The organism is Agrobacterium sp. LEGMi-208b, assembly GCF_059511785.1.
In genome coordinates this window covers 1,523,312-1,536,385 of record NZ_CM183446.1, presented here as the reverse complement: position 1 = coordinate 1,536,385, position 13,074 = coordinate 1,523,312, and the positions used below count along the sequence as shown (strand labels likewise).

The following is a 13,074-nucleotide window of genomic DNA, read 5'->3' as shown; positions in this document are numbered from 1 at the left end:
CTCCATTCTGTCTCGTTGGGAAGGCACGCCCGTCTCAGCCAATAGCTACTGCCTAGAGATAGCTATGTTCCTCATCATCAAAATCGGCTCTCGACATCGCTATAAAACGGCATTATCCATCGAATGAAAATCGATCAGATCGAACACTTGATGTTCATAAAACGCACATGGCTCGACGTATACCATCCATGAATGCGCTTCGTGCATTTGAAGCCGCCGGACGTCACGGGCGGATGACGCTTGCCGCTGACGAGCTGAATGTCACGCATAGCGCGATCAGCAGGCAGATACAGCATTTGCAGGATCTCATCGGCGTACCGCTTTTTGAAGGACCGAAGAACAGGTTGCGGCTGACGGAAGCCGGCTCAGTGCTTCTCGCTGGCCTCGGCGTTGCCTTCGATCAGATCGACGCTTCGGTACGTGCCGTTTCCGACACGGAGGATGGCCCACTTGACGTCTCATGCCCCGGCACCTTCACGATGCGCTGGCTTATCCCACGTCTTTACCGCTTCCAGGCCGATCACCCTTCGATAGAGGTTCGATTGACGGCGTCTTCGCGACCGGTCGATTTTGATCGGGACGGCTTCGACGTTGCCATAAGGGTGGGCGATCCACCCTGGCCTGCGGGAGCGGACGTCATCCCGCTTTTCCCTGAGCAAACCGGAGCGGTCTTGGCCCCGGCGCTTGCCGGTGATCGGCGGGGTGGCCTTGACGGAATACCCCAACTCCACACAAGGACACGCCCGAAGGCTTGGGAAAACTGGATCGGACGTTCCGGCCACACATCACCGAACGGCCCCAAAGTGGACTACGAGCATTTCTACTTCATGCTGGAAGCTGCAAGAGCCGGTCTCGGCATCAGCGTCGCGCCGTGGCCCTACGTCACAGACGATATTAAAGCCGGGCGGTTGGTAGCTCCGTTCGGGTTCGTGGACAGCGGTCACCAATATGTCGCGTTACGTCGCGCGCGGCGCAATCGAAAATCCAGCCTTTTCTGCGATTGGCTGAAAGCCGAGGCTGAACAATTCTTGCATTGCGATCCAGCAGCCTCTCCTCCCGACTGACAACCGCACCTACAGGTCGAGAACAAGCACGGAAGAGCGCGACCGGGAGCAACATATCGTCATCTGGTCACCCGCCGCCTGCTCCGCCGCACTCAAGACGATGTCACGATGCTCAGGATCGCCTTCGAGAACCCGGGTAACGCAGGCGCCGCACATTCCCTGCTCACAGGATAGATCAATGGGAATGCCCGCGGCCAATAAGACATTGGCAATCGTCTGGTCTGGTCCGATCATGAATGACTGTTGCGATGATGCAATTTTAACCTCAAACCCCGCGCTGTTGTCACTTGGCGCGCTTGCAACCGGCCCGGCCTCGAAGCGCTCGCAATGAAACTGATGATCGCCCCAGCCAGCAGCCTTCAGGCGGTCGGACAAAAGATCGAGAAACCCGTTTGGCCCGCAGGCGAGCACTACGGCATCTTCATCGACCTCGGACAAGCAGGACGGGCCGCCTGCGCGAAAACTCTTGCCTTCCTCGCTCAGATGAAGGGTGGTCACATTACCCAGCCCCCCTTCCAATAACTCCTTTAGGAATGCGATCCGTGATCTGCTGCGCTCGTAATGGTGCAACTCAAGCTTAACATCACGCTCGACAAGTGTGCGGGCCATGGCGATGATCGGAGTGATGCCGATACCAGCGGAAAACAGGATGTACCGCCCTGCCTCAGGCAGATTGAAGAGATTACGTGGGTTCGATACCTCGACCTTCTGTCGGACGCGTAGGTCCTGATGCAGCGAGCGCGAACCTCCCCGTGAACTTTCGTCCCGGCGGACACAAATCACATAGGCGCGGCGATCTTCGACCGGCCCACAAAGCGAGTATTGCCGCAACTGCCCTCCCGGCGTACGGATATCGATATGGGCGCCTGCCGTAAATGGCGGGAGCTCAGTACCTTTCGGATCAGTGAATTCAATATCCAAATTGTCGTCGCCGTTGATACGGATCGCGGAAACCATCAGCTCCATAGGCTTCGCCTCACGAAATGAAGAAATGGCTGAGGCCCATATCGCGCAAGCCTCGCCGGTAGTTGATGGAGCTTCGATCGGCTGGAATATGGGCTTCCATGCGGGGATCGAGCGGCAGGTTCTCCGGCTTCTGCTGCTCCACCATTTCCGCATCTTCCTTGAAGACCTTGAGATTGAAGTCATAAACTTCCTGTACAGGGCGCTCCGTATCGAAGTTGCGAGCAATCGGCACGAACAGGCGGGTCTTGCGTGCGGAAACGGGTGAGGCCGCATTCAGGATCGACAGGCGGCCGCCATCGGGAAAATGCACTGTCAGATGTGCTGTGAACGGCAAATGGGCGCGGAAGTGGCGCAGCCACATATAGTCGTTCGGCGTCTCATCCTGCTTTCCATGCGGGTAGTTGCCGACGGTGCTGTAATACTCCGCGTCAAAGCCAACATCCGTCGGCTTCGTTTCATAAGCCGGGACGACCGGGTTGTCGGGATCGGCGAAGGTTTCGGTGTGAATGAAGGCGAAGTGCGCGACATCGAGAAAGCCCTCGACCTGTCGCCCGGCGAAACCGGCGATATCGAAGGAGGGACAGTTGATTTGCTGAAAGCCTGCTTCATCCCAATGGGGCATGAACGGCACTTTCGCGGCATCTGCCCCCTCTTCAGGGCGCAGGCAAGTCCAGACAAGATCATAGCGCAACACGACGGGGTAGGTTCGCAAATGGAGCTTTGAGGGAATGGCGTTGTCTGGATGCGCCGGAACCTTGACGCATTTCCCACCGGCGCCGAACTGAAGTCCGTGATAAGGACAGCGTACACCCTTGCGATCTTCGTTCGATCCCATGGTCAAAGGTACACCGCGATGCGTGCAGATGTCGTTGGCGACCACGATCTCATCACCGACCTTGTAGACCACCAGCTTCTCATCGAGCAGTACCGCATCGACCAGGCCCCTCTCCTCCACATCCCGGACAAGCGCCACGGCGTACCAGTGCCGTGCGAGAATACGCCAGTCGTCGGCATCGAAGGAACAGTTGCGTGGCAGATCGGATGGAATGGAAGGTGCAGGGACTGTCTGGACGTTCATGGCAAGCGATCCTTTCGATATATCTTTATGGACACATCGATGCTGGACGTAAGCGTAAACTTCAAACATCATGTTTCGCATGATCCATTGCAAAAAAGAGAACGCCCGATGCAGCCCTTCTCCCGGATGATGACCTATTTTATCGAGGTCGCGAGACTTGGATCGGTTCGGAAGGCGTCCGAACATCTGAACGTATCGGCCTCGGCAATCGACAGGCAGATACTTTCTGCCGAAGAAAGCCTTGGTGTTCCGCTCTTCAGCCGCCTTCCAAGCGGAATGCGGCTGACCGCGGCGGGCGAACTGTTCCTACGCGGCGCTCTCGACTGGCAGCGTGACTTTTCGAGAATTCGCGAGCAGATCAACGATCTGTCAGGCCTTCGCCGGGGTCTTGTAAGGTTAGCCGTGATCGAAGCGACCGTGCATGGTTTCCTGCCGCAGGTCATCGCTGGTATGCGGGAGAAATATCCGGGCATTGCGCTGGAGGTCAGCGTCATGCCAAACGACGATATCGGACAGGCCGTTGCACGCGGAGAATTCGACATCGGCTTGCTGCTAAACCCTCAATCATCACGAGAGATTGTCGTCAGAGCCTTCCGTGAAATCCCGGTTGGCATCGTCTTGCCGAAAGGGCACACACTCGCTGACAGAAGTAGCCTTCGTTTCAGCAATCTGGCGCAGCACGCCGTTATCAGGCCCGCCGAACCGCTGGAGGTTGCCGACCTGTTCCGGGTGCTCGAAATAGCGAGCGGCCTGAGGGTCGATGCAGCGCTCGCGTCAAACAATATCGCGATGATCAAGTCTCTGGTCGTACAGGGAGGCGGCATCACGGTCTTGAGCCTGCTCGATGTCGTCGCAGAAGTAGCTGATGACAGCCTGGCTTTCGTTCCCTTGTCCGACACAGCCTTGCGAACGCCAACGCTTGCACTCTGTCATGCGCGCCACGAACAGGTCTCCAGCGCGACGGCGCTGTTTATTGCCGCAATCGAAGAGCAGGAATCGTGGACTGCTAATATTCCCAAAGGCTCTTTGCCCCCAAACACGCAATGAGCACAGAGAGCCGCAGCACTTGCCAGAGGCAGCGCGACCTCTGGGTTTCGTCTTGCTGTAAACGGAAGCTTTTGCCTCTGGCGATAGTTGCCTGCTATGACATTTTTTGTGTCCAGCCAGCAGGAGAAAATCCATGAAGATCAGCGCCCGCAATCGTTTGAAAGGTAAAATCGTTGAAGTCACCAAAGGGGCAACCACTGCGCATGTCCGTATCGACATCGGCAATGGTATTGTCATCACGTCTTCAATCACCAACGAAGCCGTGGACGAACTGGAATTGGCCGTCGGGGGCGATGCCTATGCAGTCGTCAAAGCATCTGACGTCATGGTTGCCGTGGATTAAAGGCAGGAGGGATCAGAAGTCGCTTGCTGCGACATAGAGCGCGGTGAGTGCCTTGAAACCTGCCTGATCTTCCAAGTCGAAGCGGCCGGGCAGCGGGCTGTCGAGATCAAACACACCGATGATGCGCCCATTTGTGATAAGTGGCACCACGAGCTCGGATCGCGAGGCAGCATCGCAGGCGATATGACCCGGAAACGCGTGAACATCCGGCACAAGCTGCGTCTTTGCTTCAGCAACAGCAGTTCCGCATACGCCCTTACCGACCGGAATACGCACGCAGGCGACCTTGCCCTGAAACGGACCGAGGACAAGTTCGTCCTGTTGTTTCAGGAAATAGAACCCTGCCCAGTTGAGGTCTGGCATGAGATTAAAAACAAGCGCTGAAAAATTAGCGGCGTTGGCGATAAAATCACGCTCACCATGCAGGAGGCATTCAAGCTGGCTGGCTAGTTCCCTGTAGAACGATGCCTTATCGGTGTTTTCAATTGCTTTTGTCGTAAACATCACATCTGCCCCATCAGTCACTTTAAGCATTCTGGCAATGCGTGCCCATCGCCAGTTTCGAAATCGCCTTTCTGCGCTGGCGCGATCGGCTTGAACAATGTTCTGTCCGGTTTCAAATCGATAAGCGGCGTTCCGTCAAGGCAGTCCATACCACGGACAAACAGTTTTGCTCCTTCAACCTTCTCCAGAACGACAATAGACGTGCCGATGGGATTTGGCCGTACCGGCGAGCGGATTGAAAAGGTACCATGCACGTCGCCATTGGAGGCAGGGCTTTGCAGGACAAGATCGCGACGGGAACGATCAAGCCAGTAGAGAACCTCCAGTCGCTCGAATTTCTCAATCCCGTTGAGGGCCGCCACCCACGGCTCGAATATTTCGATGACGCAAACCGGGCCGTCATGGCGGCCCTGTCGTGGCGCTTCCATTCGCGAGGTCCATGGGCTTGTGATACGGCCAATATAGACCAGTCCTGCATCAACAGGTTCCGGCGCTTCAACAGCCACCTCATTCAAACGGACTTCATTTTCACGCACCATGTTGCGACTCCCTAGATAAAAATTGCTTTGGTGAGCAGACCGGTGTGTAGCATCCTCCATCACCGCCAATCACGACATCAATGCTATAAATTGTCCCTCGTTAATTCCGGCGTCTGCAATTGTTGTGTTGCAAAGGCACTTTTCCATCTGATTTTCGCGTATAGGGCCAACAGTTCAAGACAGTGAAGCCGCCTCACACCATTGAATTTATCTGCTGACTTGAGATCCTTCTTCACTTCAGGTGGGAGCGATCATGTCCAAGAAGTTATGGGGCCATACACAAAGCTAAAAGCCGCGACTTGTATCTGATTAAAATTGAGCGACAGGTTCGCGTCCGCTGCGTTCGATTGAAAAATCCCTTGCAAACTCACCGGAATAGGTAAGGGTCAAACGAGCAGAATTGGATAGACTGGCGGCAATGCCCGCTCTCACCACAAGATATCGCGTTGCATCGTCACACCTTTCAGTAGCCCCTGAATTACTGATTTAACCCGTTGTTATTTGGCGAAGGAAGCCACTGCCGCAACATCAACGTCGGCCCCGCCGGAAACCGTTGTGGTTCCAGTAGTCATGCCACCGGAGTTGTTCGTAAAGGCTCCAGACGTGTTCGTTACGGAAGCGATTAATTCCGCATTTGAGATGTTACAAGCATTGATGATCGCACTGGCACCAGCACCCGTGGTGTTGGTGAAATCCCGGCGGAACTTAGCCTCACGGTTCCAAAGGTTGCGTTATTCGTAATGGTGCCACCGGAAACATCGCATGCCGGCAATCATCCAGAGTGCTTGGTCATTCAGCGCCACAACCGACCCGAACAGGAAGTGTGCCAGATGGATGTTCAATCCAAACCGACACGCAGCCCATCGAAAGGACGACGGAGCTAATCACGGTTCATATCTAACTTGCAAATCAAGAACTTACCTTATTCAATCGGATCCCAAGTGCCATCACTGCACTGGCTGGACATGACCAACAAAGTGACAGGAGCGACATCCAGAACCTTAGCGATCCGCTCGACAACAGATAAAGTTGGATTGCGCTGACCGCGTTCAATTCCACCCATGTAGCTATATGCAAGTTCCGCCTCGGCCGCCAATGCTTCCAAGGTCAGTCCGCGTTCCTGGCGAACACGTCTAACGTTTTGTCCAAAAATCATTGCCATGCGCATAAATGCATAGCGACAAGGAAATGTTGCTAGCCTCCAGTCACTATAGTGACCATATCAAATAAAACTGCTAACGAAGGCACGAATGCCTGCGGATGGAAGCAGGCCCTTCCTTTTCTTTAAGCGCCGAGCAGATGATTTTCGCCTCGATTTGCCAGCAAATGATTGATTTCTGGATTGAAGCTCACAATCCACAACCATTCGACGTTTATGGCAGGGTCTTGAATCGTTTGAACGGGCGAGTTGGTATTGCCCTAGTCAACATATGTGCACAGCAGTCTGATGACTGGTTCTTGCAAACGATACGTCCTTCAAAGATTGCAGGACCTCACCTCAACCTCCACCAAATCTTTGCCGACGGACGTCTCGGAGACTTTTCTGATCAGGCCTACCTTAGAGATACTATTTTACCGCAATATCGAGCCGCGAGAGAAAAAAGAAAACCGGTTATTGACACCGTAGATGCAAGATTGAATGGCGTTAAGTTAATATATGATCGTCTCATTCTACCCCAGAAAGCTGTAGCTTCCCCGTCTTGGCTGATCGTTTGCACCTATATGCGGTTCATAGCGAGAACGTCAGCGCACGCGATTAAGCTCGACAGAATAAATGAGAGTATTCTGCAATATCTAATGGAGGGACAAACCACTAAAGAGATCGCTACGCGTCTGCAATTGTCGCCCCGTACTATCGAACATCGACTCGACAATATGCGAAGAAAACTCGGCGCCAAAAATCTTGCCCAACTCGCCAGTATTATAGTGGTCGAAGGCGTTGACAGACGTATTGTGTACAAACCTTGAAAACAGTCTTTCGTTAGATCGACCGCCGCACACGAACCTGTAATGGTAATTGAATTACGCTGCGATTTCCTCGCAAAGCGAAGACGGCCATCTGCCTTGAACGCGGCGCAATGTTTTGAAATTCGCGCCGCAATCGATTAGGGATCATCAGTCTAGGATGTTGCCGGTCGATACAATGTTCATCCCAGAACAATGGTTTATGGGATCGAACGTCTGGAGTTGTCGCAAATCTCCTGAAGCCAGTTTTATTGGAACAAGTTGAGAAGAGTCTGCGGCTGCGAATTGGCGATCTGGAGAGACTGGATCGCAAGTTGCTGTTGCGTCTGCAAGGCTTTCATCCGTGCTGACGCTTCCTCCGCGTCGGCGTCGATCAGGCGAGACACGCCCCTGTCTATGGAGTCCAGAAGGGTCGAGAGGAAATCCCGTTGGAGAGCATTCCTTTTCTCAAGAGAGCCAAGAACCGAACCCGCATCCGACAACTTTCCGAGCATAGCTTCGATGCCATCGAGATAACGGGCGAGGTCGGCATCGTCGGTGGTTATGTCGACATCAAGGAGACCGAAATCCGCGAGGTTACCATAGCCGTCATAGGCTGGACCTATGCCAAGCGAAGTCTTGCTGCCCGCAGCCTTATGTACCGTCTCGTCAACTTCGTAGATGATGTATCCACCCATGTTCGTGGCGGTCATTCCTACGTTCTGCTCAGTGAAGAGCGTGTTTAGAATGAGAACAAGATCGTCGGCGGAGGTCACGTCGCCTGTCGTCGTGCCGAGGGCGTGGTCGATGGCTTCTCTGTCGATTTTGACCGTCGTCGTTGTTCCGTTCACCCTGACGGGCACATAGATCTCGGCGGTGCTGTGGACGTTGAATGGCTCGTCCCAGTAGCTTACCACCGATGGGCGAGAGCCGTAGTTCGTTCCGGTTGCCGAAAGGCCGCCGGTCTTTCCGTCAGTGAGCGTGGAGGAGACATTCAAAACCTGGATCGACGAACCGGTCAGTCCCGATGTCTCGCGAGACAAGAGGGCGTATCCGTCGGTCGTGCCACTTCGGCTCGCGAACTGCGCTCCCAAGGGAATGATCGCCTCGCGCATCACCCAGGCGAACTGGTCGCGGGAGGAGATCACGCCGTTGAGCGTCGGGTAGACCTGATCCATCAGCGTCCGGTTGAGCGTAACATTGACCGTCGCTCCGCTTCCCGGCGATGTTGTCGTCGCTGGATCGTCGGCATCCAGCACCATCTGGAAAGTAATGGCGGTTGTATCGTCGATGAAGACAAGTGGCCCATCAAAGCTAAAAGACTGGATGGATCCGCCGCCATAGGTGAAGGCATCGGTGTTGCGCAGGCCTCCGATGGTGCCGAGGCTGCGGTCATCCTTCTGGAGAAGCCCACCTCCGGTCGAATTGAAAAGTGAGATTGCAGAGAGATCAACCTCGGTCGACGTGACGCTTACCGAATTGCCGCTCCGCACGAACCCGGTGGTCAGATACTCCTTCCTCGTGACTGAATCATAAATGTCAGCGATGTTGGTGTTGAGCCAGTTCTGACCGGAGAAGCTCGCGGACACCGCGATCGACACCGCTTGCTGCTTGAGCTGTTCCAGTTCGCCTTGAAGCTTTGTCCTGTCGAGCCCGGTTTCCATTGCCGCCACGATCTTTGCCTTGAATGCATCCACCACGCCGATCGCGGCCTCGATGCCGGCATATGCAGTATCGAGCTTGGCTGCTCCAAAGGTCATGGAGTCCTGTACGGCCGCCATGGCTCCGGCATCAGATTTCATGGTGGTGGATATGGACCAGTATGCGGCGTTGTCGGAAGCGGTCGCAACACGGTATCCGGTGGAAACCTCGTTCTCGTTCCGGTTCAATTGGCCGTTGACGGTTCGCAAGGTGGCCAGTGCCGCGATGGCTGATGTGTTCGTCAGGATACTCGTCATCATGATGCCGCTGAAATGGATCTTTTTAGTGCGGCATCATCATGTACCGAAAAGCGGAAACTCCGCAGTCCAAGCATGGTCCGACGGCGTTAACGAATGTGGCGGAAGCACAGGGGGAAACTACCCTATTCGCGGGGGAATCTAGCTAAATTATGCGATGCACTTATGATTGATCCGACCTGACGATCGGAATGCGGAACGAAGTAGAGTCGTTTCAACACAGTCTGAACTCTGGTTATTTTTCTACACCCCAAGCTCACTATTGAGCACTGTCAGCACTGCCACTTCATCCACTGCCTGGGCATCGAACAGCGCCTTTGCGAGGGCATGGAATGTCGGCCGGCGCCTCCTGAGGATCACCACCGCCCGATCGATTGCAGTTTCCAGCCTGGCGTGAACCCGAGCCGCCAACTCGGGATCACGGTCGAACACGGCACCCGGATCGCGGTGGGGTCGATAGAGCAGCGGATGCTCGGTTCCGAAGCCGAGGGTGCGCTCCATGTCAAAGGCAAGCCGCGTAGCCCTCGCCAGATCACTGTCGTCGGTACCACCGGAACCGCTCGAGACACGTTTCAGCACCAGTTGCTCGGCAGCCCGCCCGGCCATGAGCATGGTCAGCATGTTTTCGTACCAGTCGCGGGTGTCGGTGGCCCAGACGTGGAAGCCGACGAGATTGTAGCCGCCCTCGCCGGTATCGATATTGAGGCCGCGAACAGGTCCGAGATCGAGGGCATGATGGACAACTGCATGTCCGGCCTCGTGGAAGGCGTAGCGCCAACGCAGATTATAAGGCACCGGCGGACGATTGCCGCGGATGCCGTCTTCGATGTCCTCATAGCGGATCGCCCGCTTGCCGCGGCGCGCTTTCAATCGCGCCTCCCGGACGATGCGCTCGATATCGGCACCCGTCAGCCCCATCGCCCGCGTGGCGAGATGCCTGAGGATCGCATCGGCGGAGTTGCCTTCTTGCGCGGCGGCCAGCATTTCCGCCCTTCTGCTGTTGTGCGGCTCTGTCATCGGCTGGCTCCCTTCCGTTCACTTTCTGCGTCTTCCTCCAGATAGTCGGCAACGATCCTCTTCAGCGAGAATCCTTCATCGGCTTCAGCATCGGCGTCCGCTTCCGGCTCAGAGATCAGCGACATCACATCGTCCCCGAGATGATGAGCCAGGATTTCGGCCAGCGTCGGCACATCTGGCCTGGGGATTTCGATATGGGTCTCCAATCGTCCGGAGCGCTTGATGGCCTCGTCGATATGATCGGGCCGGTTTGTGGCACCGACGATAATCAGCCCTTCGTTTTTGATCGCGCCATCGAGCAGTTCCAGCGCCTTGTTGACGATGGTATTCCAATAGTCGGCATATTCCCGCTCGGCCGGCTGCCTTTTGCCGATGCCGTCGATCTCGTCGACGAACAGGATCGCCGGCGCCATGGCCCGCGCTTCGACAAATGTCTTGCTCATCCTGTCGATCACGTCGTTCAAATGTCCGCCCTGCAGCCAGGTCGATACGGATGTGACAACCAGCGGGACCTGCAGGCTGTTGCACAGCGCCCGGGCAAAGGTGGTCTTGCCGGTTCCGGGCGGGCCGGAGAGCAAAAGCTTGGTGCTCATCTCCGACCAAGCCAGGATACTCGCGCGGTAATTGTCCAGATCTTCCTTGAGATCGAGCGCCCAGTCCTTTGCCTTGCCATATCCGGAGAGGGTCTCGACGGTCATTGGCGGCTTGTGGCCGATCTCGCCCACCGTCGGCATTGGCTCCGGCTGGATCACTTCGGCCCCGGACGGCTTGTCCTTCTTCCAGCCACTGTTGCCTTCACTCGATGATGACTTAGGCTTCTCTTCCGGTTTTGAAGTTTTCTCGGTGGACGTGCTGGACGATGCCGATCCTGATGCCTTGTCACCACCACCACCCTCCTCTTCCTCGAAGTCACCGCGATTGCGCTCAATGAGCACCGCAAGGACATGCAGTACGTCGCGAACATGTCGCCCGGGACGAAACGCAAGCACCAGATCCTCGAGCGACAGCCAGCGTGCATCGGAATCCGACGGCAGGCCAAGCGTCTCGATTGCCACGTCCGGATAAAGCACCTCGACCAGATCGGCCACAAACCTGCGATCAAGCTTTCCCGTTTCCAGCGACAGGTCGGCGGAGATCTGCAGCAGCGAGGGAATGTCAGATCGCTTCTCCGCGATAGCAAGAACGGATAAGTCGCGCGACAGCGCGCTGAGCATCCGCCGGCGCAGGGCATTGCCCGTGACACGATGCACGCCCGCGCCCGAGAAGGTCATTAGGCGCCGGCGTGCCTCAGCTTCGAGGACATCGAAGTGATCGTCATTGAACATGTGATCCGACTCGATGATTGCGAACGGGCCGCCGGGCACCAGCCGGGATTTTTCAAGGAGCCGCAGCACCTCCCGCTCGAAGCCCGCAAGTGGCGCATGGAGGGTGACGACCGGTGTCACACGGGTCAGCGTATAAACGATCTCCCGAAGCGACCGTCCGCTCCTTTGCACCGCGCGCGCCAGAACCAGGGCGGACACGATGTGACTGACCAGTGGCATAGCTGTTGCCCGATCCACCACGCCGACGGCGTAGGTACGCCGATCAACTCCGTTGCCCAGCACTCCGTCTTGCGCGATTGCGCCGTGACGCGCCCGAGGGAGGGCCACGAGTTGCGAGGCGAGCGGCGGATGAACGATCCCTGCGGTCACGACACCATCGCCACCAGAGCCGGCCGTCGGATTGCCGGTTTCCTTCGGTGGGATAAGCCAGTCACCAAAATTCCGCCGGAACCAGGTATCGTCACGGATCGGATCGCCACTCAGTCGTGTCGTGTCGAACGCCGGGCTAAAGCGGCAGGTGAGATGACCATCGACATCGACGATCTTGCTTTCCAGCAGACCGTTGCGCAGAGCGATCCGGCGCGCCTCGCGGCGGGCAAGATGACGGAGGCGGCGGATAAACAGCCGGGCGAGCTTATCCATCAATCCGACCTCCCGTCTCCGCGGCAATAATTGCCGTTTGGGCGTTCTGCACCGGATCGCGCCGACGCGCCCGACCACGCCGTCGCCCGTCAATGACACCGGGCTTCGGGATCCGCGCCAACACACGCTCGCGCGGCGAACGACGCGGCGGATGCGCGTCAGCCGACGAACCGGTCGAGACAGACAGGCTCAGGTGTTCGCTCCGGGACCGATCGAGATGCCGGTTGCGGCTCCGCAGCCAGTCGAGCAGCAGGCGGCATACCGCATCGCCGCCGTCGGCAGTAGCACGCAACCGCAGCATCAGAGGCTCCGGAACAAGGCCGTCTAACGAACGATCTTGCCGGACGAAGGCAAGCGCCAGGCCGATCAGAACGGCGGGGTCGTCGCGATCGCTCGAACCGTGATCCACATCATCGGAGTGTACAGGAGGGATATTCGCGAGCCTGCCGTGAAGGCAGGGCGACGCGATGGTATCGGTCGTGACCGCTTCGCAACGGAAGCCGGCCACAGACGGGCTGTGGTTATCGATGGACATGACTGTCTCCTCGCCGGAGCACATCGCATCCGGCGTTCGTGGAATGGAAAGGACTGGAGAAGCCGGCCACGCGCTTCAGGCGCGACCGCGGCTAGTGCCGTTGGGCTGGCGG

At 56.7% G+C, this 13,074-nt stretch carries 13 protein-coding genes; 4 read left to right on the top strand and 9 right to left on the bottom strand.

What is annotated here, in order from left to right; genetic code table 11:
* Positions 1-188: 188 nt before the first annotated feature.
* Positions 189-1,064: a LysR family transcriptional regulator gene (locus AC5YUO_RS21545; protein WP_496155124.1), complete on the top strand. Its 876-nt coding sequence runs from the start codon at positions 189-191 to the stop codon at positions 1,062-1,064.
* 9 nt (positions 1,065-1,073) lie between these two features.
* On the opposite strand, the gene AC5YUO_RS21540 is transcribed toward AC5YUO_RS21545, so the two are convergent.
* Both AC5YUO_RS21540 and AC5YUO_RS21535 read right to left on the bottom strand, forming a co-directional pair.
* Complete coding sequence (locus tag AC5YUO_RS21540) at positions 1,074-2,030, bottom strand: PDR/VanB family oxidoreductase (RefSeq protein ID WP_496155123.1); 957 nt, start codon at positions 2,028-2,030, stop codon at positions 1,074-1,076.
* Between the two features lie 10 nt (positions 2,031-2,040).
* Entirely contained in the window at positions 2,041-3,108 is a 1,068-nt protein-coding gene (locus tag AC5YUO_RS21535; RefSeq protein ID WP_496155122.1) for a Rieske 2Fe-2S domain-containing protein, read from the bottom strand.
* 39 nt (positions 3,109-3,147) lie between these two features.
* Between AC5YUO_RS21535 and AC5YUO_RS21530 the strand changes: the two genes are divergently transcribed.
* Together AC5YUO_RS21530 and AC5YUO_RS21525 are read left to right on the top strand one after the other, a co-directional pair.
* Positions 3,148-4,155: a LysR family transcriptional regulator gene (locus AC5YUO_RS21530; RefSeq protein WP_496155121.1), complete on the top strand. Its 1,008-nt coding sequence runs from the start codon at positions 3,148-3,150 to the stop codon at positions 4,153-4,155.
* Between the two features lie 133 nt (positions 4,156-4,288).
* Entirely contained in the window at positions 4,289-4,498 is a 210-nt protein-coding gene (locus AC5YUO_RS21525; RefSeq protein ID WP_496155120.1) for a TOBE domain-containing protein, read from the top strand.
* Between the two features lie 12 nt (positions 4,499-4,510).
* Here AC5YUO_RS21525 and AC5YUO_RS21520 read toward each other — a convergent pair whose 3' ends face one another.
* The 3 genes from AC5YUO_RS21520 to AC5YUO_RS21510 all read right to left on the bottom strand — a co-directional run bounded on the left by AC5YUO_RS21520 (position 4,511) and on the right by AC5YUO_RS21510 (position 6,703).
* Positions 4,511-5,002: a GAF domain-containing protein gene (locus AC5YUO_RS21520; RefSeq protein ID WP_496155119.1), complete on the bottom strand. Its 492-nt coding sequence runs from the start codon at positions 5,000-5,002 to the stop codon at positions 4,511-4,513.
* Between the two features lie 17 nt (positions 5,003-5,019).
* Positions 5,020-5,541, bottom strand: a complete 522-nt coding sequence (tsaA, locus tag AC5YUO_RS21515; RefSeq protein WP_496155118.1) for a tRNA (N6-threonylcarbamoyladenosine(37)-N6)-methyltransferase TrmO — start codon at positions 5,539-5,541, stop codon at positions 5,020-5,022.
* 922 nt (positions 5,542-6,463) lie between these two features.
* Positions 6,464-6,703, bottom strand: coding sequence for a helix-turn-helix domain-containing protein (locus AC5YUO_RS21510; RefSeq protein ID WP_496155117.1), 240 nt, complete (start codon positions 6,701-6,703; stop codon positions 6,464-6,466).
* Between the two features lie 98 nt (positions 6,704-6,801).
* Between AC5YUO_RS21510 and AC5YUO_RS21505 the strand changes: the two genes are divergently transcribed.
* Positions 6,802-7,509, top strand: coding sequence for a helix-turn-helix domain-containing protein (locus AC5YUO_RS21505; RefSeq protein ID WP_496155116.1), 708 nt, complete (start codon positions 6,802-6,804; stop codon positions 7,507-7,509).
* A 245-nt stretch (positions 7,510-7,754) separates the two neighbouring features.
* On the opposite strand, the gene AC5YUO_RS21500 is transcribed toward AC5YUO_RS21505, so the two are convergent.
* From AC5YUO_RS21500 to AC5YUO_RS21485, 4 genes are all read right to left on the bottom strand, one after another.
* Positions 7,755-9,446, bottom strand: a complete 1,692-nt coding sequence (locus AC5YUO_RS21500) for a flagellin N-terminal helical domain-containing protein (protein ID WP_496155115.1) — start codon at positions 9,444-9,446, stop codon at positions 7,755-7,757.
* 240 nt (positions 9,447-9,686) lie between these two features.
* Positions 9,687-10,460, bottom strand: a complete 774-nt coding sequence (locus AC5YUO_RS21495) for an ATP-dependent metallopeptidase FtsH/Yme1/Tma family protein (RefSeq protein ID WP_496155114.1) — start codon at positions 10,458-10,460, stop codon at positions 9,687-9,689.
* On the bottom strand, positions 10,457-12,427 hold the full coding sequence (locus AC5YUO_RS21490; protein WP_496155113.1) for an AAA family ATPase: 1,971 nt from the start codon (positions 12,425-12,427) through the stop codon (positions 10,457-10,459). Before AC5YUO_RS21490 ends, AC5YUO_RS21495 begins: the two co-directional genes overlap by 4 nt.
* On the bottom strand, positions 12,420-12,962 hold the full coding sequence (locus AC5YUO_RS21485; RefSeq protein WP_496155112.1) for a hypothetical protein: 543 nt from the start codon (positions 12,960-12,962) through the stop codon (positions 12,420-12,422). The genes AC5YUO_RS21490 and AC5YUO_RS21485 overlap by 8 nt, the downstream gene beginning before the upstream one ends.
* Positions 12,963-13,074: the final 112 nt, after the last annotated feature.

Coding starts and splice junctions, on each gene's coding strand:
- AC5YUO_RS21545 (WP_496155124.1), top strand. CDS start 189: ATGAATGCGCTTCGTGCATTTGAAGCCGCCGGACGTCACGGGCGGATG.
- AC5YUO_RS21540 (WP_496155123.1), bottom strand. CDS start 2,030: ATGGAGCTGATGGTTTCCGCGATCCGTATCAACGGCGACGACAATTTG.
- AC5YUO_RS21535 (WP_496155122.1), bottom strand. CDS start 3,108: ATGAACGTCCAGACAGTCCCTGCACCTTCCATTCCATCCGATCTGCCA.
- AC5YUO_RS21530 (WP_496155121.1), top strand. CDS start 3,148: ATGCTGGACGTAAGCGTAAACTTCAAACATCATGTTTCGCATGATCCA.
- AC5YUO_RS21525 (WP_496155120.1), top strand. CDS start 4,289: ATGAAGATCAGCGCCCGCAATCGTTTGAAAGGTAAAATCGTTGAAGTC.
- AC5YUO_RS21520 (WP_496155119.1), bottom strand. CDS start 5,002: ATGTTTACGACAAAAGCAATTGAAAACACCGATAAGGCATCGTTCTAC.
- tsaA (WP_496155118.1), bottom strand. CDS start 5,541: ATGGTGCGTGAAAATGAAGTCCGTTTGAATGAGGTGGCTGTTGAAGCG.
- AC5YUO_RS21510 (WP_496155117.1), bottom strand. CDS start 6,703: ATGGCAATGATTTTTGGACAAAACGTTAGACGTGTTCGCCAGGAACGC.
- AC5YUO_RS21505 (WP_496155116.1), top strand. CDS start 6,802: ATGGAAGCAGGCCCTTCCTTTTCTTTAAGCGCCGAGCAGATGATTTTC.
- AC5YUO_RS21500 (WP_496155115.1), bottom strand. CDS start 9,446: ATGATGACGAGTATCCTGACGAACACATCAGCCATCGCGGCACTGGCC.
- AC5YUO_RS21495 (WP_496155114.1), bottom strand. CDS start 10,460: ATGACAGAGCCGCACAACAGCAGAAGGGCGGAAATGCTGGCCGCCGCG.
- AC5YUO_RS21490 (WP_496155113.1), bottom strand. CDS start 12,427: ATGGATAAGCTCGCCCGGCTGTTTATCCGCCGCCTCCGTCATCTTGCC.
- AC5YUO_RS21485 (WP_496155112.1), bottom strand. CDS start 12,962: ATGTCCATCGATAACCACAGCCCGTCTGTGGCCGGCTTCCGTTGCGAA.